This window comes from Streptomyces sp. NPDC036815, assembly GCF_055609205.1.
In genome coordinates this window covers 210705-234690 of sequence record NZ_JBVJPW010000001.1, presented here as the reverse complement: position 1 = coordinate 234690, position 23986 = coordinate 210705, and the positions used below count along the sequence as shown (strand labels likewise).

Below are 23986 nucleotides of genomic sequence, written 5' to 3'. Positions count from 1 at the left end.
CGACTTACCTTACTCTTTAGTAAGTTTACTGCAGAGTAAGGAGATTGCGATGACCGAGGACATCAGCAGGATCGCCGACCTCGACTTCGCCAGTGTCACGCCCGAGGAGTTCGCCCGGATCGTGAAGGGTCTTTCCGGCAGGGAGATCGCGGAGATCGCCCGCGACGGCGCCCTGCGCTCCCGCGTGCTCGACGAGGTGTTCCGGCGCATGGAGCGGCAGTTCAAGCCGGACGCGGCCGGCTCGCTGAAGGCTCTCATCCGGTGGAAGATCACGGGCAGCGGCGACAACGGGGAAGCCGTGTACGAGACGGACATCGCCGACGGCACCTGTGCCGTGCGCGAGGGGCGCTCGGACGCCGAGCCGCGGGTCACGCTCGTCATGGCCGACCCCGAGTTCCTCAAGCTCGTCTCCGGCAACGCCAGCCCCGTCACGCTGTTCATGATGCGCAAGGTCAAGATCGCGGGCGATGTCGCCCTCGCGGCCGGACTCACCCGGTACTTCGACATCCCGAAGGCCTGAGAGGAGCCCGCCATGGCCTACTCCCTCGAACTGACCGAGGAACAACGGGACCTGCGCGACTGGGTGCACGGCTTCGCCTCCGGCGTGGTGCGCCCGGCCGCCGCCGAGTGGGACGAGCGCGAGGAGACCCCCTGGCCCGTCATCCAGGAGGCGGCGAAGATCGGCCTCTACGGATTCGAGTCCCTGGCCGACCTCTTCGGCGACCCCTCCGGAATCTCCCTGCAGATCGCCAACGAAGAGCTGTTCTGGGGCGACGCGGGCATCGGGATGGCCCTCTTCGGCACGTCCCTCGCGGTCGCCGGGATCTTCTCCGCGGGCACGCCGGACCAGCTGGCGGAGTGGGTGCCGCAGTGCTTCGGGGACGAGGACGCGCCCGCGGTGGCGGCCTTCTGCGTCTCCGAGCCCGAGGCGGGCTCCGACGTCTCCGCGCTGCGCACGCGGGCGACGTACGACGCGGCGCGCGACGAGTGGACGCTGTCCGGCCAGAAGGCGTGGATCACCAACGGCGGCATCGCGAACGTGCACGTCGTGGTGGCGTCCGTGGACCCCTCGCTGGGCGCGCGCGGGCAGGCGGCGTTCGTCGTGCCACCGGGGACGCGCGGCCTCGAAGGCGGCCGGAAGATAAGGAAGCTGGGCCTGCGGGCCTCGCACACCGCGGACGTGTTCCTGGACTCCGTACGCGTGCCGGGGCACTGCCTGCTGGGCGGCAGGGAACGGCTCGACGCGCGGCTGGCGCGGGCGCGGGAAGGGGGCGGGCGCGCGGGGCGCGGGCAGGCCGCCATGGCCACGTTCGAGGTCAGCAGGCCCACGGTGGGCGCGCAGGCGCTGGGCATCGCACGGGCCGCGTACGAGTACGCCCTGGAGTACGCCGGCGACCGCGTCGCCTTCGGGCGGCCCGTCATCGAGAACCAGTCCATCGCGTTCGCCCTCGCCGACCTGCGCACCGAGATCGAGGCGGTACGGCTGCTGATCTGGCAGGCCGCGTGGATGGCCAGGAACGACAAGGTGTTCGACGCGGGCCAGGGCTCGATGGCCAAACTGCGGGCCGGTGAACTGGCGGTCTCGGCGAGCGAGAAGGCGGTGCAGGTCCTCGGCGGCGCGGGGTACAGCCGCGAGCACCCGGTGGAGCGGATGTACCGGGACGCGAAGATCTACACGATCTTCGAGGGGACCAGCGAGATACAGCGGCTGGTGATCGCTCGGGCGATCTCCGGGCGGCACATTCCCTAGCGCCCGTATCGGCTCAAGGCGTCGCCGGCCTGCGCCGATCTACGGGTCATGACATCTACGTACTCCCCCGTTGCCCGCGAGTCGGAGGCCGACGCCGGAGCTCCCCCCGGCGGAAGGGCCGGGCGATGGCGGGGCCGCGTCCGGGTCGGCGCCTGCCTGCTGCCCGCCCTCGTCGTCGCCCTCGCCGGGTTCCAGCGGCGGTGGATGTCCGACGACGGGCACATCTACGTGCGCACCGTCCGGCAGATCCTCGCGGGGAACGGGCCCGTCTTCAACGCCGGGGAGCGTGCCGAGTCGTCCACCGGCACCCTGTGGCAGTGGTTGCTCGTGGCCGGTGGGGCGCCGGGGCTCGATGTGGCGACGGTGGCGATGTACGGGGGGCTGCTGTGCACCGCCGCCGGGTTCGCGCTCGCCGGGGCAGGCGCCCTGCGCGTGCGGGGCGGGACCGGGTACGTGCTGCCGTGCGGCGCACTGGTGCTGCTCGCGCTGCCGCCCGTCTGGGACTTCGCCACGTCCGGCCTGGAGACGGGGCTCGCCACCTGCTGGATCGCCGGGGCCTGGCTCGCGCTCCTCGCGCGGCCGAGGTCGCTGACGACCTGCGCGCTCCTGGGCCTCGGGCCGCTCGTCCGCCCCGATCTCGGCCTCGTGTCGGCGGTCTTCCTCGCCGCGCAGTGGATCGTGGTCCGCCCGTCGTGGCGCGGGGCGCTCGCGGGGGCCGGGGTCGCGGGGGCGCTGCCCGTCGCGTACGAGGTCTTCCGCATGGGCTACTACGGGCATCTGGTGCCGCTGCCCGGCGTCACGAAGGAGGCTTCGCGGAGTCTGTGGGGGCGGGGGTTCGACTACCTCTGGGACTTCGCGGGCCCGTACTGGCTGTGGCTGCCCCTGCTGGCGATCGCCGCCGGCGTCCTGGCCGCCCTCTCCCTGGGGCGACCCCGGCTGAACGTCCCCACACTCGCCCCCGTCGTCGCGGGCGCGCTGTGCTGGGTGTACGTCATCAAGGTGGGCGGCGACTTCATGCACGGGCGGATGTTCCTGCCCGGACTGCTCCTCATGCTGCTGCCCGTCTTCCTCGTGCCGCTCACGCGCGCGTGGGGCGTCGCCGCCGTGGCCGTCGGCGTGTGGGCCCTGGTGTGCGCGAGCGCGCTGCGCATCCCGTACGAGGGGAAGATCGGCCCGGCCGGGATCGCGGACGAGCGGGGCGTGTACGTCCTGCAGAACGCCGCCCCGCACCCCCTCCACCACGGCTTCGCAGGATCCCCCGGCAACGCGGCCTACCTGCGCGAGGTGCGTGCGGCGGCGCGCTCCGGAAAGCCCACCCTCCTGATCGCCTGGCGGCCGGCCCCCGCCGCGTCGCCCTCCGTCACCGGCGTCTACAACGTCCTCGGCATGAACGGCACCGTCGTCCCGCTCGACGGTGCCGCCCTCGACCAGATCGGCCTCGCCTATCCGCTGGCCGCCCACTCCGCGTCCTTCCCCGGCCGGGTCGGCCACGACAAGCGCCTGCCCGACGAGTGGATCGTCGCCGACCGCGGCACGGCCCAGGGCGCCGCGGACGAGCGGCTCGACCCCGCCCGGGTGGCCGCGGCGCGCCGGGCCCTGCGCTGCGGGCCCCTCGCGGAGCTGCGGGCGGCCACGCGCGCGCCGATGACGGCGGGTCGGTTCTGGCGGAACCTGACGGGCGCCGTGGGCCGCACCTCGTTCCGCTTCTCCAACGATCCGGTGCGGGCGGAGCGGGAGCTGTGCGGGCCGCGGCGGTGAGGTGGCGGTGAGGGCGGGCGGTGGCTGAGCCACTTGCGGTCGCCGGGTGCGGGCGGCTCGGGGCGGCGGGGCGACCGGCTCGAAGTCAACTCCCGGTGCGTACAGGCCTCTTGCGCCTTGAGTGGTTGCGTCGGATGCTGACGGTTCTTGTTGCCTTACGTTCGGAGTTGCCGCATGAGCCGTCCGAGCCGCCCCGGGCACCCCAGCCGCCGGGCCTTCCTCGCCACCGGCACCGCACTGGCGGGATGGGCCGCCTTCGCCGCGCAGAAGCAGGCCTTCGCAGCGAGCGGGGCCGGACGCGGCGGCGCCGGGTCCCCCGAGTGGGACGCCGACCCCCGCGTCTTCCAGGTCAACAGAGAGCCGGCCCGCACCCGTCTCGTCCCGTACGCCTCCGCCGCCGACGCGCTGCGCGGCGACTTCACCGAGTCGCCCTACTACCGCTCCCTCAACGGACGTTGGGCCTTCCACTGGTCCCGCAACCCGGAGCAGCGGCCCACCGGCTTCGAGGCAGACGCGTACGACGTGAGCGGCTGGGACCGGATCACCGTGCCGTCCAACTGGGAGATCGAGGGGTACCCGGAGCCGATCTACCTCAACATCAGGTATCCGTGGGAGGGGTACGAGAAGCCCGACTTCCCGGACGTGCCCAAGGACTTCAACCCCGTCGGTTCCTACCGCCGCACCTTCACCGTGCCGTGCGGCTGGCGCGGGCGCCGCACGCTGCTCTCCTTCCAGGGCGTGAAGTCCGCCTTCTTCGTCTGGGTCAACGGCGAGAAGGTCGGCTACAGCGAGGACAGCTACACACCGGCGGAGTTCGACGTCACCGAGCACCTGCGGCCGGGCGAGAACACCCTCTCCGTAGAGGTCTACCGGTGGTCCGACGGCAGCTGGCTGGAGGACCAGGACATGATCGACCTGTCCGGGATCTTCCGGGACGTGTACGTGTACTCGGTCCCCGCGACGCACCTGCACGACCTCGGGGTGCGGACGGATCTGGACGGCGCCTTCCGGGACGCGGTCCTGTCCGTGACGGCGGTCGTGCGCGAGCGCGGCGCGAAGAGCGCGGCGGGCGGGCTCCGGATCGAGGCCGTGCTGCACGACGCCGACGGACGGCCCGTGCCCGGCGCGAGGCTGACCGGCGAGCCCGTCCCCGACCGCCCCCTCACCCTCAAGGCCACCGTCGAACGGCCCGCGCTCTGGTCCGCCGAGCGGCCGCACCTCCACACCCTCGTCGTCACCCTGCGGGACGGCTCCGGCAAGGCGGTGGACGTGCACCGCGCCCGGGTCGGATTCCGGCAGGTCGACGTCGGGCCCGGCCGGTTCACCGTCAACGGCGAGCCCGTCATGCTGCGCGGCACCAACCGCCACGAGTCCCACCCCGACCACGGGCAGGCCGTCCCGGAGTCGGTGATGCTCCAGGACGTGCTGCTGATGAAGCGGCACAACATCAACGCCGTCCGCACCTCGCACTACCCCAACCACCCGCGCTGGCTCGAACTCTGCGACGAGTACGGCCTGTACGCCGTCGACGAGACGAACCTGGAGACGCACGGCGTGCGGGACCGGCTGCCCGGGTCGCTGCCCGAGTGGACCGACGCCTGCGTGGACCGGATCCGGTCCATGGTCGAGCGGGACAAGAACCACCCGAGCGTCATCCTCTGGTCGCTCGGCAACGAAGCCGGGCAGGGCGCCACCTTCCAGGCCATGGCGGACTGGGTGCACGCCCGCGACGACTCCCGGCCCGTGCACTACGAGGGCATGAACTCCGTCGCCGACGTGCACAGCGAGATGTACACCAAGCCAGCCGACGTCGAGAGGTACGGGAAGTCCGGCGACCCCAAGCCGTATCTGCTGTGCGAGTACACGCACGCGATGGGCAACAGCAACGGGAACCTGCCGGAGTACTGGGAGATCTTCGAGAAGTACCCCAACCTGCACGGCGGCTTCGTCTGGGACTGGGTCGACCAGAACATCCGGCGGCCGGTCCCCGGCGACAGGAAGCACACCTACCTGTCGTACGGCGGCGACTGGAAGCCCGGCTACCCGACCGATGGCAACTTCAGCTGCAACGGTCTCGTCGCCTCGACCCGCGCCCGCCACCCCGGCCTCCTGGAGATCAAGAAGGTCTACCAGCCGGTGTCCTTCGCCGCGGACGACCTCGGGGCGGGCTCAGTGCGGGTCGTCAACAAGCACCTCTTCAGCACGCTGGACGCCTACGAGCTGCGGTGGACCGTCACCCGCGACGGGACGGAGATCCAGCACGGGACGCTGCCCGCGCCGGACGTGGCGCCCGGCGGCACGGGACGCGTACGCATCCCCTACGAGAAGCCCGCGCGTCCCGCACCCGGCGCCGAGTACTGGCTCGTCCTCGCCCTCGTGCTGCGGAGGAAGACCAACTGGGCGGGGGCCGGGCACACCGTCGCCGCCGAACAGCTCGCCCTCGACTGGCACACGCCCGCCCCTGCCGACCCCGGCCCCGGCACGCTGCCCCGCCTCGACCTGTCCGAGGACGCGCACGAGGTGCGGGTCACCGGGCGGGACGTCGAGGTCGTCCTGTCCAAGGCGACCGGGACCCTCTCCTCGTACGAGGTGAAGGGGCGGCTGCTGCTCGCCGGGGGTCCCGTGGCCAACTTCTGGCGCGGGCCCACCGACAACGACATCGGCCGCGACTACCCCCGGCAGGCGGCCACTTGGCGCGACGCGGGCGCCAAGGCGAAGATCACCGGCATCGAGACGGGCCGGACGTCGCCCGGCGAGATCACCATCGGGGTGAGTGCCACGCTGCCGACCTCCCCCGCACCCTCCGAGTGGCGCACGGTGTTCACGGTGCGCGGCGACGGCGAGATATGGATCCGGCACACCCTGAAGGCGGCCGCCGGGCTCCCCGACATCCCGCTGGTGGGCGCGCTGCTGACCGTGCCCGCCGGTTTCGAACGGCTCGACTGGTACGGGCGTGGGCCGCACGAGAACTACGCGGACCGCAAGTCCGCCGCGTTCGTGGGGCGTTACCGCTCGACCGTGGACGAGCAGGTCGCCCCGTACGTCCGGCCGCAGCAGACCGGCAACATGACCGACGTGCGCCGCTTCGCGCTCGCCGACCGGTCCGGCGACGGCCTCACCGTCCTGGCCGACCCGGCGGCGGACGGCGAGCCGTTCCTGGAGGTCAGCGCCCTGCACCACACGCCGTTCGACCTGGACGGGCCGCGCCACCCACACGAGGTGAAGCGGCGCGAGGAGACGGTTCTCGGGGTCAACCACCGGCAGATGGGCGTCGGCGGCAACGACTCGTGGGGCGCGCCGCCGCTGGAGCGGTATCTGCTGCGTGCGGGGCGGACGTACACGTACGCGTACCGGCTGCGGGCGGCGGACCGTCCTGCTGCGGACCGGCCTTCCGCGGACTAGCCCGCGAGGGATTCGCCGGGGCGGATCTCGCCCCGGCGAGCCGCTCCATCAGCGCGTCGCCGTAGTCGCTGCCGACACCGACGCCGAACAGCGCGACGGACGGTGACCAGGGGATGCCAGGAAGCCCGGCACCCCACCCTCAGCTCACCACGTCCTTCCGCGCGAACACCCGGAACGCCAGCGCGAACAGCACCATCGCGTACGTCACCGAGACCGCCGAGCCCTGGATCATGCCGGACCACTCCGGCTGGGCCTGGATCGCGTCGGCCCAGGCGAACTGCCAGTGGGCGGGGAGGAAGTCGCGCCAGTCGCCCAGTGCCGTCACCGCGTCCAGGACGTTGCCCACGATCGTCAGGCCCACCGCGCCGCCGACCGCGCCGAGCGGGGCGTCCGTCTTGGTCGAGAGCCAGAACGCCAGGCCGCCGGTGACCAGTTGGGAGACGAAGATGTACGCGACGACGATCACGAGGCGCTGGGCCGCCGTGGCCGCGGGGAGTTCGCCGCCGGTCGGGATCTCCAGGGGCCCCCAGCCGTACGCCACCGTGCCGATGGCGAGGGCGACCAGCGGCAGGAGGACCATCGCCGCGGCGCTCAGGCCGAGCGCGACGGCCATCTTGGACCAGAGCAGCCGGGCCCGCGGCACGGGCGCGGCGAGCAGATAGCGCAGCGAGGACCAGCTCGCCTCGGAGGCGACGGTGTCGCCGAAGAAGAGGGCGACGGGGATGACGAGCAGGAAGCCCGCCGAGACGAACAAGCAGGTCGCGGCGAAGTTCGCGCCGGACGCCGTGGCCGTGTCCATCAGCGTCACGTTGCCGTTGCGGGAGCCCGGTGAGCCGCCCGCGACGGCGAACGCGATGACGAGCACGACCGGCAGGAGCGCCATGATGGCGCCCATCACGAGCGTGCGGCGCCGCTTGAGCTGGCGGACCGCCTCGACCCGCAGGGGGAGGGTGCGCCGCGCGCGGTAGCCGGGCGCGGTGGGGCGCTCCAGGGTGGGGGCGCTCATGCGGTGCCTCCGATCAGGGTCAGGAACGCGTCTTCGAGGCGGCGGTGCGGCCCCATGGATTCCACCGGCACGTCGAGGCGCACCAGTTCGGGCAGCAGGCGGACGGCGCTCGCCCGCTCCGTGCCGTCGAGGCGGACGAGCAGGCCGTCGTCCGCGCGCACCGCCGACGCGACGCCGGGCAGCGCGGCGACCTTCTCGACCAGCGGGTCGGGGATGTCGGACGCGAGGCCGACCAGGAGGGTGTCCCCGGAGCCGACGATGTCGGCGACCGGGCCCGCCTGGACGAGCCGCCCGCGGTCCATGACGACCAGGTGCGTGCAGGACTGCTCGACCTCGGCGAGGAGGTGGCTGGAGACGATGACCGTGCGCCCCGCGCGGGCGTACCGGATCATGACCTCGCGCATCTCGCGGATCTGCGGCGGGTCGAGGCCGTTCGTCGGTTCGTCGAGGATCAGCAGGTCCGGGAGGCCGAGCATGGCCTGGGCGATGGCCAGGCGTTGGCGCATGCCCTGCGAGTACGTCCGCACGGCGCGGGCCAGCGCGTCGCCGAGCCCGGCGATCTCGAGGGCCTCCTCCAGGTGGGCGTCCTCGGCCGGGCGGCCGGTCGCCTTCCAGTACAGCTCCAGGTTCTCGCGGCCGGAGAGGTGCGGCAGGAAGCCCGCGCCCTCGACGAACGCGCCGACCCGGGAGAGGACGGGCGCGCCCGGCCGGATGGCCCGGCCGAAGACGCGGATCTCGCCCGCGTCGGGCCGGATCAGGCCCATGAGCATGCGCAGGGTGGTCGTCTTGCCCGCGCCGTTCGGCCCCAGGAGTCCGAGGACCTGGCCCTTCTCGACGGTGAAGGAGACGTCGCGTACCGCGTACCGGTCGGCGGACCTGGCGTACCGCTTGCTCAAGCCGGTGATGTGGAGCGGCACTTCGGCGAGGGCCGGGTCGGGCGCGGGTGCCGCGGTGCGCCTGCGGGCGGTGACGAGCAGGCCGAGGGCGAGCAGCGCGCCGGTGGCGGGCAGCCACCACACCCAGGAGGGCAGCGGCGCCGCGGCGGTCTCGACGCCGGGCGCCGTCGGCACCTGCAGGTCGCCCTTGAGGGAGACGGTGTACTCGGCGGGCTCGGCCGGTGACGCGAAGCCGAGGTCGGTGGAGGCGACGACGAGGCGCAGGCGGTGGCCCTTCTGGACCTTGTGGTCGACGGCGGGCATCCGCAGGTCGACGTCCTTGCCCTGTCGGGCACCCGTCACCCGTACGGGAGAGACGAGTTGGGAGGGCAGCACCTGCTGCTTGCCGCCGGGGCCGACGTCGTACACCTTCGTGAAGAGGACCGCGTCGTCGGTGGAGGACTTCACGTGTGCGCGGACCGTCGGCGTGCCGGTGATCCGCATGTCCTCGTGGAGCGGCGCCGAGTCGAACCGCGCGTTCTGGCCGGGGAAGTCGACGGAGACGCCGACGCCGAGCGAGGCGAACTGGGAGAGGCGGCCGCCGCCGACGCCGGGGAGCCCGGAGATGGCGGGCGGGTTCGCGCCCGCCGGGTTGTCGAAGCTCTGCTCGTCCCCGCGCAGTCGCACCGCGCGCGGGCCGCTCTCCAGACCCGGATACACGTCACCGTCGGCGCCCCGCTTGCGGGCCGCGCCGTCGGTGGAGTCGAGGCCTCCGGTGCGGGTGACCCGGAACGCCGGGCCGGTGTCGGCGTTCTTGTCGTCCTTGAGGTAGCGGTCGAACCAGTCGTTGACGCGCCCCTCCACGCGGCCCTTCTCCCTGTCGCCGCCGTCGTGGCCGCCCGCGATCCAGTCGACGGACACGGGGGCGTGGTTCGCGCGGATCTTCCTGGCGATGGCGTCGCCCTGGGTGAGGGGGAAGAGCGAGTCGGTCTGGCCCTGGGCGAGGAACGTCGGCACCTTGATGCGGTCGCCGACGGCGACGGGGCTGCGCTCGGCGAGCAGCTTGCGCGCCGCCGCGTCCGGCTTGCCCGCCTCGGCGACCCGCTCGTACATGGCGCACAGCTTCTTCTCGAACCGGTCGCAGCCGCCACCGGTGTTGACGAAGAGACCGGCCCACAGCTTCTTGAGGACGCCGTCGGGGAACAGCGCGTCCGCGAGGTTCCAGTACGTGATCTGCGGGGCGATCGCGTCCACCCGCCGGTCGTACCCGGCGGTGAGCAGCGAGACCGCCCCCGCGTACGAGGCGCCCGTCATGCCCACGCGCGGGTCGCCCTTCTCGTCCAGCCGCACCTCGGGGCGGGCGGCGAGCCAGTCGATCAGCTTGGAGACGTCGGCGACCTCGCCCTTGGGGTCGTTGAGCCCGATCTTGCCGGTGGACTTCCCGAAGCTGCGCGCGGACCAGGTCATGACGGCATACCCGTCCTCGGCCAGGTCCTCGGCCTGGGCGCGCACGTCGTTCTTGCTGCCGCCGAAGCCGTGGCCGATGAGGACGGCGGGGCGCTTGGTGTCCGGGTCTCCTGCCGTGAAGTACGAGGTGTCGATGCGGGCGCCGCCGGTGTCGATCACGCGGTCCGAGCGGTGCACGGCCGGGGCGTCGTCGGACGCGGCCGCCGACCAGGTGCCCACGCCGGCGAGCACCGCGACGGCGGCCGCGGCGGCGAGCAGCCTGCGCGGACCGCGCGGCCGGGAGAACCTGGGCCTGGGCAGTCGTAGATCCATGCCGTCAAAGGTACGGGCGCGCTCCGACAACCGGGGCAGCCGCCGGTCTGAACCCGGCTGCCTCCCCGGGGAGTAGACTCCGCGGCCCGCGTACCGCGGTCGTGGTACACGGGCAGCCGGGTGCGCGGACAGCCGGGTGCGCGGGTCGCGCGGGATGCCGGTCAGGCCCCGTCCACGCCCTCACCCTCCGACGGCACCGTCACCAGCCACCGCGTCCCGCGCCGCGGCCGCAGGTAGAACGCCCAGTACAGGGTCGCCGCCACCACGATGCCGCCGGTCCACAGGAGGTACTGCGTCTCCTGGCGGCTCAGTACGTACGCGAGGACCGCGATCAGGACCACCGGCACCGCGGGCCACAGCGGCATCCGCCAGGCCGAGCCGTGCCGGTGCGAGCCGCGGCGGCCGAGCAGGGCGGCGACCGCCACGAGCAGGTACATGCCGGTCACGGAGACGCCGGTCACGCCGTACAGCGTGTCCAGGTTGACGAAGCACAGGAGCGCGCCGGGAACGCCCACCAGGAGCGTGGCCACCCAGGGGGCGCCGGACGCGCCGAGCTTCGCCAGGCCCTTGTTCACCGGCGAGGGCCACGCCTTGTCCCGGGCCGAGGCGAACAGGACGCGGGAGTTCTGGATGACCATGACGATGCCCGCGTTGATGATCGCGAGGGCGACGCAGAGGCTGACGAACGTGCCGACCGCCGAGTTGGACCAGGCCGTCACCATGGCGCTGATGTCGCCCTCGGTCAGGGCGGACAGGCTCTCGGCGCCCATGGTGATCGCGACGACCGGCACCAGGATGATCACGGTGGAGATGGCGAGGGTGGCGAGGACGGTGCGTGCGACGTTGCGGCGCGGGTTCTCCAGCTCCTCGGAGAGGTAGACGGCCGTGGAGAAGCCCTGCGTGACGAAGAGGGCGATGGCGAGGCCGGAGACGATCAGCATGGCGGTGACCGTGTCGACGCCGCCGGGGCCCGTGCCCGCCACGGAGAGGTCCGTGAGGCTGCCCGCGCCCCGCTCGGCGTGGGTGAAGCCGAGGACGGCGACCACGCCCGCCGCGATGACCTCGAGGACCAGGAAGACGCCGGTGATCCACGCGTTGGCGCGCAGGTCGAGCAGGCCCGCGAGGGTGGCCAGGATCATGACGCCCGCGCCCGCGTAGGCGGGGTCGAGGTGGATGACCGGGGTGAGGTAGTCGGCCGTGCCCATGGCGATCACCGGCGGCACGATCATCACGACCAGCAGGGAGAGGACGAAGACCAGCCAGCCGGCGAGGCGTCCCGCCATCGTCGAGACCATGGCGTACTCGCCGCCCGCGCTGGGGATGAGGGTGCCGAGCTCCGAGTAGCAGAACGCGACGCCGACGCAGATCAGCGAGCCGATCGCGATGGTGAGCGCGGTGGCGGTGCCGAGCGAGGAGAAGAGGTCGGGGACGACGACGAAGAGGGTGGAGGCGGGCGTCACGCACGACAGCGTGAGGAGGGTGCCGCCGACGACGCCGATGGAGCGCTTGAGCTTCTGGGGATCCCCAGGGACGGCCACCGGTGCCGGGGGTTCCCCGGTGACGGCGGACTGGAGCGGGCGAAGCGTATCGGTCATGGAGCGCGGTTCCGATCGACTCGTGCGGCAGGAGTACGGCGGGAGCGCTATCGCCTCCGAAGGCTGTTGAGCTGGTGTTTCGGTGGCTCCCGGCGCGTCATCGAACCCCGGCGGCAACCGGAACGTCAACGGTCATTTACCTACGGAATCCGCAGCGGTGAAGATCCCCAAGTCGCCTCACTTTCCCAAGAGTTTGCCCCCTCGGGTCGCAATGAACATGCCTGTGCCGGGAATGACCTTGACATTGCAGGCGTATGAACGCGAGGACATTAGGTGCCCGGATTGCGCCCTGTGCACGGGAACCGCAAGGACGGCGTCAAAAAAGAATCAGGGCCGTCCGGAATCCGGACGGCCCTGCTCCACACACGGTGACAGATCGGCTCCCGTCAGTGCGTCGGCTCCCCCGACGCCTCCGAGTGCGTCGGGTACAGCCGGTACGAAGGGTCGAGGTCGCGGACCTCCACCGAGTACGTCGCGCCCTCGATCCCGGACAGGTGCTTGCCGAGCAGCCTCAGCACGTCCTCGGAGAGGGCCGCTTTCACGGCGCGCGTGCGCCCGGCAAGGAGACCCACGGTGACGTGCAGGAAGGGCGCTCCCGGCCGGCCGTCCACGAAGGCGGGCGCCGGGCGGCAGAAGGTCTTGCCCACCCCGACCGAGTCCACCCGCTCCACGACCAGGGGATGCAGCTCCGCCACGAGGGCGGGCAGATCCAGGACGCCGGACAGGGTGTCGGCGTAGTCGATGTCGATGTGCGGCATGCTCACGGCCTTCCATGTAGTGCACACACATCGTAGAACGGTGAACCAACGGCAGAGCCCCCGGCCGACGGGCCGGGGGCTCTGGAGCCGATGGAGGGGAGATCGGCTCAGTGGTTGCGCGGGAAGCCGAGGTCGACGCCGGCCGGGGCGTCCGAGGGGTCCGGCCAGCGGGTGGTGACGACCTTGCCGCGCGTGTAGAAGTGCGTGCCGTCGTTGCCGTAGATGTGGTGGTCGCCGAAGAGCGAGTCCTTCCAGCCACCGAAGGAGTGGTAGCCCACCGGCACCGGGATGGGCACGTTCACGCCGACCATGCCCGCCTCGATCTCCAGCTGGAAGCGGCGGGCCGCGCCGCCGTCCCGGGTGAAGATCGCGGTGCCGTTGCCGAACGGCGAGGCGTTCATGAGCGCCACGCCCTCCTCGTACGTGTCGACGCGAAGGACGCACAGGACGGGGCCGAAGATCTCGTCCTGGTAGGCCTTGGCGGTCGTCGGGACGCGGTCGAGGAGCGAGAGGCCGATCCAGTGGCCGTTCTCGTGGCCCTCGACCGTGAGACCGGTCCCGTCGAGGACGACCTCGCAGCCCTCGGCCGCGGCACCCGTGACGTACGAGGCGACCTTGTCGCGGTGGGCGGCGGTGATGAGCGGGCCCATCTCGGAGGCCGGGTCGTCGCCGGGGCCGATCTTGATCTTCTCGGCGCGCTCCTTGATCTTCGCGACGAGCTCGTCGCCGATCGCGCCGACCGCGACGACGGCCGAGATCGCCATGCAGCGCTCGCCCGCCGAGCCGTAGGCGGCCGAGACGGCGGCGTCGGCGGCCGCGTCCAGGTCGGCGTCCGGCAGCACCAGCATGTGGTTCTTGGCGCCACCGAGCGCCTGGACGCGCTTGCCGTTGGCGGCGGCGGTGGCGTGGATGTGCCGGGCGATGGGCGTGGAGCCGACGAAGGAGACGGCCGCGGCGTCCGGGTGCTCCAGGAGGCGGTCCACGGCCACCTTGTCACCGTGCAGGACGTTGAAGACGCCGTCCGGCAGACCGGCCTCGCTCAGCAGCTCCGCGATCCTCATCGAGGCGGACGGGTCCTTCTCGCTCGGCTTGAGCACGAAGGTGTTGCCGCACGCGATGGCCAGCGGGAACATCCACATCGGCACCATGGCCGGGAAGTTGAAGGGCGTGATGCCCGCGACGACGCCGAGCGGCTGGCGGATGGACGACACGTCCACGCGCGAGGCCACCTCCGTCGACAGCTCGCCCTTCAGCTGCACGGTGATGCCGCAGGCCAGGTCGACGATCTCCAGGCCGCGGGCGACCTCGCCGAGCGCGTCCGAGTGCACCTTGCCGTGCTCGGCGACGATCAGCTCGGCGATGTCGTCGCGGTGGGCGTCGAGCAGCGCGCGGAACCTGAAGAGGATCGCGGTGCGCTTGGCGAGCGAGGAGGTGCCCCAGGTCGCGAAGGCCTCGCGGGCGGCGGCGACGGCGGCGTCCACCTCGTCCACCGACGCGAACGCGACCTGCGTCGTGACGGCACCGGTCGCCGGGTCGGTGACCGGGCCGTAGTTGCCGGACGCGCCCTCGACGGCCTTCCCGCCGATCCAGTGACTGACGGTCTTCGTCATGACAAGCATCCCTACTCTCACAGGTGGCGGCGTCGGGCAGCGACGTGCCGGTCGTACTCTTCCCTGGCCTTGACCGCGGACTCCCTGGTCGCGGTCTCGGCCACGGGCACATCCCACCACGCCTGCGCCGGGGGCGGGCCCGACACTGTGTCTGCCGTTTCCGTCTCCACATAGACACATGTGGGACGGTCTGCCCCACGCGCCTCGTGCAGCGCCGCGCGCAGGTCACGGATGGTCTTGGCGCGCAGGACCCGCATCCCGAGCGAGGCCGCGTTCGCGGCGAGATCGACGGGCAGCGGCCCCTCGGTGTACGTCCCGTCCGGTGCCCGGAAGCGGTACGCGGTGCCGAACCGCTCGCCGCCCACGGACTCCGAGAGGCCGCCGATGGAGGCGTAGCCGTGGTTCTGCAGGATGACGACCTTGATCGGGACGTTCTCCTGGACGGCCGTCACGATCTCCGTGGGGTTCATCAGGTACGTGCCGTCGCCGACCAGCGCCCACACGGGCCGCCCGGGCGCGGCGAGGGCGACGCCGATGGAGGCGGGGATCTCGTATCCCATGCAGGAGTAGCCGTACTCGACGTGGTACTGGCGCGGCGAGCGGGCCCTCCACAGCTTGTGGAGATCGCCGGGGAGCGATCCGGCGGCGTTGATGACGATGTCCTCGTCGCTCACCAACTCGTCGAGGACGCCGAGGACTTGGGCCTGGGTGGGGCGCACGTCCGGCTCGTCCGTCTGGTACGCGGCGTCGACGCGCTGCTCCCAGCGCTCCTTGTCGTCGCCGTACTCGACGGCGTACGCGGGCTCGACGCGGTGCCCGCGCAGCGCCTGGGTCAGCGCCTCGAGACCGGCGCGCGCGTCGGCGATCAGGGTGGCGCCCGCCATCTTGTGCCCGTCGAAGGGCGCGATGTTGAGGTTGAGGAAGCGCACCCCGGTCGCCTCGAAGAGGGTGCCGGACGCGGTGGTGAAGTCGCTGTAGCGGGTGCCGACGCCGATCACCAGGTCGGCGGTGCGGGCCAGTTCGTCGGCGGTGGCCGTCCCGGTGTGCCCGATGCCGCCGACGTCCGCGGGGTGGTCGTGGCGCAGGGAGCCCTTGCCCGCCTGGGTGGAGGCGACGGGGATCCGGGTCGCCTCCACGAACTCCCGCAGAGCGTCCTCGGCGGCGCTGTGGTGGACGCCGCCGCCCGCGACGACCAGGGGGCGCCGGGCCGCGCGCACCGCGGCCGCTGCGGCGGCCAGTTCGCGGGGGTCGGGGGCGGGCCTGCGGACGCCCCACACCCGCTCGGCGAAGAACTCCTCCGGCCAGTCGTACGCCTCCACCTGCACGTCCTGCGGCAGGGCGAGCGTGACCGCGCCGGTCTCCGCGGGGTCGGCGAGCACCCGCATCGCGGCGAGCGCGGCCGGGATCAGCGCCTCGGGGCGGCTCACGCGGTCGAAGTACCTCGACACGGGCCGCAGGCAGTCGTTGACCGACACGTCGCCCGCGTACGGGACTTCGAGCTGCTGGAGGACCGGGTCCGCGGGCCGGGCCGCGAAGGTGTCACCGGGCAGCAGCAGGACGGGCAGCCGGTTGACGGTGGCGAGCGCGGCGCCGGTGACGAGGTTGGTGGCGCCGGGCCCGATGGACGTGGTGACGGCGTGCGCGGAGAGGCGGCCGCACTGGCGGGCGTACCCGACGGCGGCGTGCACCATGGCCTGCTCGTTGCGCCCCTGGTGGAAGGGCATGAGGGGCTGCCCGGATGGCGCCTGGCCGGGCGGCACGGTGGCGTGCTCCACGAGCGCCTGCCCGATGCCCGCGACGTTGCCGTGCCCGAAGATGCCCCAGGTCGCGCCGATCAGCCGCTGTCTGACGCCGTCCCGTTCGGTGAACTGCCGGGTCAGGAAGCGCACCAGCGCCTGTGCGGTGGTGAGCCTGACGCTGCCCTTCGGGGTCCCCGTCATCGATATCCCTCCGTGTGGTCCGGGTGGAAGCAGATCCGCCACTCCCTCTCCTCGCCCGGGCCCGCCATCACATTCAGGTAGTACATCGCGTGTCCCGGCTGGGCGACGGACGGGCCGTGCCAGCCGTCGGGCACGAGGACGGCGTCGCCGGAGCGGACCTCGGCGAGGACGTCGGTGCCGCCCGCGCGGGACGGGAACACGCGCTGGTACCCGATTCCTTCACGGCCGCCTCGTGCCTCGATCTCGAAGTAGTAGATCTCCTCCAGCTCCGCCTCGACGCCGGGGCGGTGCTCGTCGTGCTTGTGCGGCGGGTACGAGGACCAGTTGCCGCCGGGCGTGATCACCTCGACGGCGATCAGCCGGTCGCACTCGAAGGCGTCCGCGGAGGCGAAGTTGCGCACCTCGCGGGCGGTGCCGCCGCTGCCGCGGCTCTCCACTGGTACCTCCGGCGCGGGGCCGTAGCGGGCGGGGAGTCGACGCTCGCACTTCGCTCCTGCCAGGGCGAAGCGGCCTCCCGCGCCGGAGGCGATCTGGATCCGGGCATCACGCGGCACGTAAGCGAAGTCGGAGACTCCGCTGAACACGCTCTCGCGGCCCAGCAGTTCGATGATCCCGTCTGCTGTCTGCACCGTACAGCCGCCGGTCAGCGGCAGCACGATCCATTCACTCCCGCCGGTGGTGAAGGAGTGCCGCCCGCCCGGTTCGAGCTCGACGACGCGCAGCCGCGAGTAGGTCCACCCGGCCCGCTCGGGGTCGATGGAGAGGGCATACGGACCGTCGGCCGCACTCCCTTTCGGTACGTACGTCATATGGGCCTCCCAGCCTCTTCCCGCCCCACTTGCCCAGCCTGCCCGGACTGCCCAGCCTGCTTGGCTAGAGCAGCCCCACGGCGGTGTCGACCGCTCCCGCCACGTCGCCGTCGGGCGGATACAGCAGCGCCCTGCCCACGACGAGACCCTGCACGGTGGGCAGTTGCAAGGCGCCGCGCCACTTCTCGTACGCGGCGTCCTGATCGCCCCCGACATCGCCGCCGAGCAGCACGGCGGGCAGCGTGGAGGTCTCCATGACGCGGGCCATGTCGTCGGGGTTCTCGGTGACGGGAACCTTCAGCCAGGTGTACGCGGAGGTGCCGCCGAGGCCGGAGGCGATGGCGATGGACCGGATGACGGCGTCCGCGCTCAGGTCGTTGCGGGGCGGCCCGGGACCGTCGCGGCCGGCGAGGAACGGCTCGACGAAGACCGGCAGCCGGCGCTCGGCCATGGCGTCGACGACGCGGGCGGCGGAGTGCAGGGTGGCGAGCGAGCCGGGGTCGTCGTAGTCGACGCGCAACAGCAGCTTGCCCGCGTCGAACCCGAGCCGTTCGATGTCCTCGGGCCGGTACCCGGTGAACCGGTCGTCCATCTCGAAGACGGCCCCCGCGAGCCCCCCGCGGTTCATCGACCCCATGACGACCTTGCCGTCGAGAGCGCCGAGGAGGAGCAGGTCCTCGAGGACATCGGCGCTGGCGAGCACCCCGTCGACACCGGGGCGCGACAACGCGAGACAGAGCCGTTCGAGAAGATCCCGCCGGTTGGCCATGGCGAAGGGCGCCCCACCGACGCCGAGGGAGCCGCGGGCGGGATGGTCCGCGGCAATGATCATCAACCGCCCGCTCGCCCCGAGCAACTCCCGCCGCCCGCGCCGCCCGGCGGCTTCGGCGATGGCTCCGGGATACCGAGCACGCGTACGCACGAGCGCCCCGACGTCTACAGAGCCCACGCCCGCCGCCCTCTCACACATGTCAGCCCCTTCGGGGGTTGAGGAGCGGGGTCCGGGGCACAATTCAGCCCCTCCGAGGGTTGAGGAGCGGGCCCCGGCGCACAATTCAGCCCCTCCGGCGATTGAGGAGCGGGGTCCGGGGCAGAGCCCCGTGCACGGCGCCCCCGCCAGGCGGCAACGCTCACGTGACGGCCCCCCTCTCCACCGCCAGGGCGACCTCGCCAGCAAACGGCATGGCCGAAGAACACTCCAGCCGGGACGCCACGATCGCCCCCGCCGCATTCGCGTACCGCATGATCCGTTCGAGCCCCCACCCCGCGAGGAGCCCGTGACACAGCGCCCCGCCGAACGCGTCCCCCGCGCCGAGCCCGTTGAGGACCTCGACCGGCAGGGGCGGCACCTGCGCCGACTCCCCCGCCCGGTTCATCGCGAGCACTCCGTCGGGCCCCTGCTTGACGACGGCCAGTTCGACCCCCGCGTCGAGCAACGCCCGTGCCGCCGCGCGGGGTTCGCGCACCCCTGTGGCGATCTCCACCTCGTCGAGGTTGCCGACGGCGACGGTGGCGTGCGCGAGGGCCGCCTCGTAGTACGGCCGGGCCGCACCGGAGTCCGCCCAGAACATCGGCCGCCAGTCCAGGTCGAAGACGGTGGTCCCGGACCGCGCGCGGTGGGCGAGCGCCGCCAGCGTGGCCGTGCGGCTCGGCTCCGCGCACAGCCCCGTCCCGGTCATCCAGAAGATCCGCGCCGCCGCGATCGCGTCGAGGTCGAGCCCGTCCTCGTACATCTCCAGGTCGGGCGCCTTCGGCAGCCGGTAGAAGTACAGCGGGAAGTCGTCCGGCGGGAAGATCTCGCAGAAGGTCACCGGCGTCGGCAGGCCCGCGACCGCGCCCACCCAGCGGTCGTCGACCCCGAACTCCCGCAGCGCCCGGCGCAGATACTCCCCGAAGGGGTCCTCGCCGGTGCGGGTGATGACGGCCGCGCGGCGCCCGAGGCGGGCCGCGGCGACCGCGACGTTGCTTGCCGAGCCGCCGAGGAACTTCCCGAACGCGGTCACCTCGGCCAGCGGCACCCCCGCCTGCAGGGGATACAGGTCCACCCCGATCCGGCCCATCGTGATGACGTCGTACGGATCGGACACCCTGCACGCCCCTTCATCGCGTTCGTGTGCCCCCAGGTCTAATCCCGCCCCAGGAACCCTGTCAACATTTTGTCCTTACATTCGGACCACTGCTTGACACTCTTCCGAGGCGGCCTGGAGTCTGGCCGACATGACGACGCTGTCTCGCATCCGGATCGGTTCGGCGCCCGACTCGTGGGGCGTGTGGTTCCCCGAGGACCCGCGACAGGTCCCCTGGCGCCGCTTCCTCGACGAGGTCGCGGACTCCGGATACGAGTGGATCGAGCTCGGCCCGTACGGCTATCTGCCCACCGACCCGGCCGAACTGACCGAGGAGACCGCCCGGCGCGGCCTCAAGGTGTCCGCGGGCACGGTCTTCACGAACCTCCACCACGGCCCCGCCGTCTGGGAGAAGACCTGGGCGCACGTCGCGGACAACGCGGCGCTCGCGCAGGCCATGGGGGCGGAGCACCTCGTCGTCATCCCCTCCTTCTGGCGCGACGACAAGACCGGCGAGGTCCTGGAGGACCGCGTCCTCACCCCCGCACAATGGCGCGAACTGACCACCCAGACCGAGCGCCTGGCCCACGAGGTCCGCGAGCGGTACGGCCTGCGCGTCGTCGTCCATCCGCACGCGGACACCCACATCGACACCGAGGAGAACGTCACCCGCTTCCTCGACGCCACCGACCCCGGCCTGGTCTCGCTCTGCCTGGACACCGGCCACTACGCGTACTGCGGCGGCGACAGCGTCGAGCTCATCGAGACGTACGGCGAGCGCATCGGCTATCTGCACCTCAAGCAGGTCGACCCGGCCGTCCTCGCCGAAGTGCGGGCCCAGGAACTGCCGTTCGGACCCGCGGTGGCGCGCGGCGTGATGTGCGAGCCGCCCGCCGGGGTGCCCGCCCTGGAACCCGTCCTGGCCGCCGCCCAGCGGCTGGGCGTCGAGCTCTTCGCGATCGTGGAGCAGGACATGTACCCGTGCGAGCCGGACGGGCCGCTGCCGATCGCCCGCCGCACCCGCTCCTTCCTGCGGTCGTGCGGCGCCTAGGATTCCCGCCGCGCGCCTGCCGTACGCCGGGGCAACGCACCCTCCGCATGCGTCTCTTCTGTCACAAACACTCCCTTCCTGTCACACATGTCTCGCGTACGCGGGTCTTGCGTCACAGGCGGTCTACAGGCGCTCTCCTGTGGTCACTCAGCGTCGTTCACCGGGCACAGGCTGAGTGATCGCCACGCGCCGCGCCCAGCTCCCCCGTCGGCCCTTTCGGGCCGCCCTGGGCGCGCGCAGGGAGGTGCCACTGATGACCGACCGCAGGCTTTGGTCGTACAAGGAGATCGCCGCGCACATCCGCGTGCAGCCCGACACCGTGCGCTCCTACCGCAAGCACGGTCTGCTGCCGGACCCCGACCACGTGGAGGGCGGCAAGCCCTACTGGTACGCGGACACCATCCGCGCCTGGGTCGCGGCCCGGCCCGGCAACCGGGGCCGCAGAGACTGAGTCCACGGCCCCACCGCGGGCCGACCTCGTTGAGAAATACCCCCTAGGGGTATAGTCTCGAGTGTGCCAGGAGGCCACCGGGGCTCCGGGGCCCCCTCCTGCACGCTACGCCGCACACGTACACATCCCTCCCGAGGAGAACGACATGAGCGCCCAGACCGAGCTCCCGCAGGCCGCGTCCGAGTCGACCGGCTCCTGCTGCTCCCCCAGCGGTTCCTGCCACTCCGACGCCGCCGAGGCGTCGCAGGGCGCCGTCACCACCGTGTACGAGGTGACGGGGATGACCTGCGGGCACTGCGAGGGCGCGGTCTCCGCGGAGATCTCGGAGCTCGCGGGCGTCAGCTCCGTCAAGGCCGTCGCGTCCACGGGCCGGGTGACCGTGGTCTCCGAGGCCCCCCTCGACGAGGCCGCCGTGCGCGCCGCCGTCGACGAGGCGGGCTACGAGCTCGTCGGCGTCGAGGCCTGACCGGCAGCCTGCCGGGTACCCCGGGCCCTGTGGTGCCGCGAACCGGCGCCACAGGGCCCGGGGCCGTTCCACCACCCAGGAAGCCGCCGGGAAAGCCACCCCGGAAAGCCGAGCCGGAAAGCAGTACGAAAGAGCCATGACGGAAGTCTCAAGCGCCGCGACCGAGGCCGATGTCCGCGAGGTCGAACTCGCCGTCGGCGGCATGACCTGCGCCTCCTGCTCGTCCCGCATCGAGAGGAAGCTGAACCGCGTGGAGGGCGTGACCGCCACGGTCAACCTCGCGACGGAGAAGGCCAAGGTCGCCTACGCCGAGGGGGTCGAGGTCGGCCAGCTCGTCGCCCTGGTCGAGAAGCTCGGGTACACGGCTGAGGAGATCGTGCCGCCCGCGCCGGAGCCCGGGGACGGCGCCGCGGCCCCCACGACCGCCGACATCACCGAGCCCGACACCCTGCGCCAACGGCTGGTCGTCTCCGCGGTCCTCGCGCTGCCCGTCGTCCTGCTCGCGATGGTCCCCGCCCTGCAGTTCGACTCCTGGCAGTGGCTCTCGCTGACCCTCGCCGCGCCCGTCGTCGTCTGGGGCGGGCTCCCCTTCCACCGGGCGGCGTTCACCAACCTCCGGCACGCGGCCGCCACCATGGACACCCTCGTCTCCGTCGGCACGCTCGCCGCCTTCGGCTGGTCGCTGTGGGCGCTGTTCGTGGGGGACGCGGGGATGCCGGGCATGCGGCACGGCTTCGACCTCACCGTCGCGCCCGGCGACGGCGCCTCGACCATCTACCTCGAAGTGGCCGCGGGCGTCATCACGTTCATCCTCCTCGGACGCTGGCTGGAGGCCCGCTCCAAACGGAAGGCCGGTTCGGCGCTGCGCGCCCTCCTCGAACTCGGCGCGAAGGACGTGGCGGTGCTGCGGGACGGCGCCGAGGTGCGGGTGCCGGTCGAGCGGCTCGCCGTCGGCGACCGCTTCGTCGTACGCCCCGGGGAGACCGTCGCGACCGACGGCACCGTCGTCGACGGCGCGTCCGCGGTCGACGCCTCGATGCTGACCGGCGAGTCCGTGCCGGTCGACGTGGCCGCGGGCGGGGCCGTGACCGGGGGCACCGTCAACGTCGCGGGGCGCCTCGTGGTGCGGGCGACGCGCGTCGGCTCCGACACCTCGCTGGCACGGATGGCGCGGCTCGTCGAGGACGCGCAGACCGGCAAGGCCCAGGTGCAGCGCCTCGCCGACCGGATCGCCGGGATCTTCGTGCCGGTCGTCCTGCTCATCGCGATCGGCACGCTCGGCGGCTGGCTCGGCGCCACGGGCGACGTGACCGCCGCGTTCACCGCCGCCGTCGCCGTCCTGATCATCGCCTGCCCCTGCGCGCTCGGTCTCGCGACGCCGACGGCCCTGATGGTCGGCACCGGCCGGGGCGCCCAGCTCGGCATCCTCATCAAGGGCCCCGAGGTCCTGGAGTCCACCCGCCGCGTCGACACCGTCGTCCTGGACAAGACGGGCACGGTCACGACCGGGCGTATGGAACTGACGGACGTCCACCTCGCCGGGGACACCGAGGAGGCGGAGCTGCTCCGCCTCGCGGGCGCCCTGGAGCACGCCTCGGAGCACCCGGTGGCGCGGGCCGTCGCGGCGGGCGCCGCCGACCGCCTCGGCACCGCCGTCGGGGAGTTGCCGGCGCCGGAGCGGTTCGAGAGCGTCGCCGGGGCCGGGGTGCGCGGCACGGTGGACGGCCACGAGGTGCTCGCCGGACGCGAGCGGCTCCTCGCGGACGCGGGCGTGCCGGGCCTGGACGCGCTGGCCCGGCTGCGGGACGGCGCGGAGGCCGCGGGGCGCACGGCCGTCCTGGTCGCCTGGGACGGCGTCGCACGCGGCGTCCTGGCCGTCGCGGACGCCCTGAAGGAGACCAGCCCCGAAGCGGTGCGCGAGCTGCGCGCGCTCGGTCTGACGCCGGTGCTGCTGACCGGGGACAACCGGGCCGTCGCCGAGACGGTCGCGCGCGCCGTGGGCATCGCGCCGGACGACGTGCACGCCGAGGTCCTGCCGGAGGACAAGGTCGACGTCGTACGGCGGCTGCAGGGCGAGGGCAAGGTCGTGGCGATGGTCGGGGACGGTGTGAACGACGCGGCCGCGCTGGCCACCGCCGACCTGGGCCTGGCGATGGGCACGGGTACGGACGCGGCGATCGAGGCGAGCGACCTGACCCTGGTGCGCGGGGACTTGCGGGTGGCGGCCGACGCCATCAGGCTCTCCCGGAAAACCCTCGCCACCATCAAGGGCAACCTCTTCTGGGCCTTCGGCTACAACGTCGCCGCGCTGCCGCTCGCCGCCGCCGGTCTGCTCAATCCGATGATCGCGGGCGCCGCGATGGCGTTCTCCTCGGTCTTCGTGGTGACGAACAGTCTCCGGCTGCGGACGTTCACATAACCCCTTCACAAGGTCGTTTCAGCATCCTCACCCCGGTCACAGAATCCCCATATCGGGCCTCTTGCGCATGTACTGGACATATGCAAGAGACGCAGATCACAGTGATCCGAACGTAACCATTGGGGGAAGTCGCGAGTCTAATGGTGCGATGCAGGAAGATGTCTTGGGGGACGCCTTCCGACATCGGAGGACATCTTGGGGGATGTTCCTCGGAAATTGCGTTGCCGGGGCACGTGCACCGGGGAGCTTTG

Annotated in this window: 17 protein-coding genes; 8 read left to right on the top strand and 9 right to left on the bottom strand. The window is 72.4% G+C overall.

Features of this window, described 5'->3' with window-relative positions:
• The first annotated feature begins 49 nt into the window (after nucleotides 1–49).
• From ACZ69I_RS01090 to lacZ, 4 genes are all read left to right on the top strand, one after another.
• Nucleotides 50–520 (top strand): SCP2 sterol-binding domain-containing protein, encoded by a 471-nt coding sequence (locus ACZ69I_RS01090; RefSeq protein WP_467669382.1) that lies wholly within the window; start codon nucleotides 50–52, stop codon nucleotides 518–520.
• Nucleotides 521–532: 12 nt separating this feature from the next.
• A complete protein-coding gene (locus ACZ69I_RS01085; RefSeq protein ID WP_467669384.1) occupies nucleotides 533–1750 on the top strand; it encodes an acyl-CoA dehydrogenase family protein in 1218 nt (405 codons plus the stop codon).
• Between the two features lie 48 nt (nucleotides 1751–1798).
• On the top strand, nucleotides 1799–3508 hold the full coding sequence (locus tag ACZ69I_RS01080) for an arabinofuranosyltransferase AftB family protein (RefSeq protein ID WP_470829916.1): 1710 nt from the start codon (nucleotides 1799–1801) through the stop codon (nucleotides 3506–3508).
• 174 nt (nucleotides 3509–3682) lie between these two features.
• Nucleotides 3683–6910, top strand: a complete 3228-nt coding sequence (lacZ, locus tag ACZ69I_RS01075; protein ID WP_470829914.1) for a beta-galactosidase, LacZ type — start codon at nucleotides 3683–3685, stop codon at nucleotides 6908–6910.
• 139 nt (nucleotides 6911–7049) lie between these two features.
• Here lacZ and ACZ69I_RS01070 read toward each other — a convergent pair whose 3' ends face one another.
• The 9 genes from ACZ69I_RS01070 to iolC all read right to left on the bottom strand — a co-directional run bounded on the left by ACZ69I_RS01070 (nucleotide 7050) and on the right by iolC (nucleotide 19342).
• Complete coding sequence (locus ACZ69I_RS01070; RefSeq protein WP_467669390.1) at nucleotides 7050–7916, bottom strand: ABC transporter permease; 867 nt, start codon at nucleotides 7914–7916, stop codon at nucleotides 7050–7052.
• Nucleotides 7913–10570, bottom strand: coding sequence for an alpha/beta fold hydrolase (locus tag ACZ69I_RS01065; RefSeq protein ID WP_470829912.1), 2658 nt, complete (start codon nucleotides 10568–10570; stop codon nucleotides 7913–7915). The genes ACZ69I_RS01070 and ACZ69I_RS01065 overlap by 4 nt, the downstream gene beginning before the upstream one ends.
• Before the next feature lie 161 nt (nucleotides 10571–10731).
• Complete coding sequence (locus ACZ69I_RS01060) at nucleotides 10732–12165, bottom strand: APC family permease (RefSeq protein ID WP_470829911.1); 1434 nt, start codon at nucleotides 12163–12165, stop codon at nucleotides 10732–10734.
• 386 nt (nucleotides 12166–12551) lie between these two features.
• The gene (locus tag ACZ69I_RS01055; protein WP_470830633.1) at nucleotides 12552–12923 is read right to left on the bottom strand and encodes a 5-carboxymethyl-2-hydroxymuconate Delta-isomerase; all 372 of its coding nucleotides are present in this window, start codon (nucleotides 12921–12923) and stop codon (nucleotides 12552–12554) included.
• 107 nt (nucleotides 12924–13030) lie between these two features.
• Nucleotides 13031–14533, bottom strand: a complete 1503-nt coding sequence (gene mmsA, locus ACZ69I_RS01050) for a CoA-acylating methylmalonate-semialdehyde dehydrogenase (RefSeq protein WP_470829910.1) — start codon at nucleotides 14531–14533, stop codon at nucleotides 13031–13033.
• Between the two features lie 17 nt (nucleotides 14534–14550).
• The gene (iolD, locus tag ACZ69I_RS01045) at nucleotides 14551–16473 is read right to left on the bottom strand and encodes a 3D-(3,5/4)-trihydroxycyclohexane-1,2-dione acylhydrolase (decyclizing) (RefSeq protein ID WP_467669400.1); all 1923 of its coding nucleotides are present in this window, start codon (nucleotides 16471–16473) and stop codon (nucleotides 14551–14553) included.
• Nucleotides 16470–17282: a 5-deoxy-glucuronate isomerase gene (gene iolB / locus ACZ69I_RS01040; protein ID WP_470829908.1), complete on the bottom strand. Its 813-nt coding sequence runs from the start codon at nucleotides 17280–17282 to the stop codon at nucleotides 16470–16472. The genes iolD and iolB overlap by 4 nt, the downstream gene beginning before the upstream one ends.
• 64 nt (nucleotides 17283–17346) lie before the next feature.
• Nucleotides 17347–18252: a Cgl0159 family (beta/alpha)8-fold protein gene (locus ACZ69I_RS01035; protein ID WP_470829906.1), complete on the bottom strand. Its 906-nt coding sequence runs from the start codon at nucleotides 18250–18252 to the stop codon at nucleotides 17347–17349.
• Nucleotides 18253–18412: 160 nt separating this feature from the next.
• Nucleotides 18413–19342 carry a 5-dehydro-2-deoxygluconokinase gene (gene iolC / locus ACZ69I_RS01030; protein WP_470830632.1) on the bottom strand — a complete coding sequence of 310 codons (930 nt, stop codon included), beginning with the start codon at nucleotides 19340–19342 and terminating at the stop codon, nucleotides 18413–18415.
• 157 nt (nucleotides 19343–19499) lie between these two features.
• Between iolC and ACZ69I_RS01025 the strand changes: the two genes are divergently transcribed.
• From ACZ69I_RS01025 to ACZ69I_RS01010, 4 genes are all read left to right on the top strand, one after another.
• Complete coding sequence (locus tag ACZ69I_RS01025) at nucleotides 19500–20399, top strand: sugar phosphate isomerase/epimerase family protein (protein WP_470829904.1); 900 nt, start codon at nucleotides 19500–19502, stop codon at nucleotides 20397–20399.
• 253 nt (nucleotides 20400–20652) lie between these two features.
• A complete protein-coding gene (locus tag ACZ69I_RS01020) occupies nucleotides 20653–20850 on the top strand; it encodes a MerR family transcriptional regulator (protein ID WP_467669408.1) in 198 nt (65 codons plus the stop codon).
• Nucleotides 20851–20995: 145 nt separating this feature from the next.
• On the top strand, nucleotides 20996–21316 hold the full coding sequence (locus ACZ69I_RS01015; RefSeq protein WP_470829902.1) for a heavy-metal-associated domain-containing protein: 321 nt from the start codon (nucleotides 20996–20998) through the stop codon (nucleotides 21314–21316).
• A gap of 136 nt (nucleotides 21317–21452) precedes the next feature.
• Entirely contained in the window at nucleotides 21453–23735 is a 2283-nt protein-coding gene (locus ACZ69I_RS01010) for a heavy metal translocating P-type ATPase (protein WP_470829901.1), read from the top strand.
• The last annotated feature ends 251 nt before the right edge of the window (nucleotides 23736–23986 follow it).

Coding starts and splice junctions, on each gene's coding strand:
- ACZ69I_RS01010 (WP_470829901.1), top strand. CDS start 21,453: ATGACGGAAGTCTCAAGCGCCGCGACCGAGGCCGATGTCCGCGAGGTC.
- ACZ69I_RS01055 (WP_470830633.1), bottom strand. CDS start 12,923: ATGCCGCACATCGACATCGACTACGCCGACACCCTGTCCGGCGTCCTG.
- ACZ69I_RS01090 (WP_467669382.1), top strand. CDS start 50: ATGACCGAGGACATCAGCAGGATCGCCGACCTCGACTTCGCCAGTGTC.
- ACZ69I_RS01020 (WP_467669408.1), top strand. CDS start 20,653: ATGACCGACCGCAGGCTTTGGTCGTACAAGGAGATCGCCGCGCACATC.
- mmsA (WP_470829910.1), bottom strand. CDS start 14,533: ATGACGAAGACCGTCAGTCACTGGATCGGCGGGAAGGCCGTCGAGGGC.
- ACZ69I_RS01035 (WP_470829906.1), bottom strand. CDS start 18,252: ATGTGTGAGAGGGCGGCGGGCGTGGGCTCTGTAGACGTCGGGGCGCTC.
- iolB (WP_470829908.1), bottom strand. CDS start 17,282: ATGACGTACGTACCGAAAGGGAGTGCGGCCGACGGTCCGTATGCCCTC.
- iolD (WP_467669400.1), bottom strand. CDS start 16,473: ATGACGGGGACCCCGAAGGGCAGCGTCAGGCTCACCACCGCACAGGCG.
- ACZ69I_RS01025 (WP_470829904.1), top strand. CDS start 19,500: ATGACGACGCTGTCTCGCATCCGGATCGGTTCGGCGCCCGACTCGTGG.
- ACZ69I_RS01065 (WP_470829912.1), bottom strand. CDS start 10,570: ATGGATCTACGACTGCCCAGGCCCAGGTTCTCCCGGCCGCGCGGTCCG.
- ACZ69I_RS01080 (WP_470829916.1), top strand. CDS start 1,799: ATGACATCTACGTACTCCCCCGTTGCCCGCGAGTCGGAGGCCGACGCC.
- ACZ69I_RS01070 (WP_467669390.1), bottom strand. CDS start 7,916: ATGAGCGCCCCCACCCTGGAGCGCCCCACCGCGCCCGGCTACCGCGCG.
- ACZ69I_RS01060 (WP_470829911.1), bottom strand. CDS start 12,165: ATGACCGATACGCTTCGCCCGCTCCAGTCCGCCGTCACCGGGGAACCC.
- iolC (WP_470830632.1), bottom strand. CDS start 19,342: ATGGGCCGGATCGGGGTGGACCTGTATCCCCTGCAGGCGGGGGTGCCG.
- lacZ (WP_470829914.1), top strand. CDS start 3,683: ATGAGCCGTCCGAGCCGCCCCGGGCACCCCAGCCGCCGGGCCTTCCTC.
- ACZ69I_RS01085 (WP_467669384.1), top strand. CDS start 533: ATGGCCTACTCCCTCGAACTGACCGAGGAACAACGGGACCTGCGCGAC.
- ACZ69I_RS01015 (WP_470829902.1), top strand. CDS start 20,996: ATGAGCGCCCAGACCGAGCTCCCGCAGGCCGCGTCCGAGTCGACCGGC.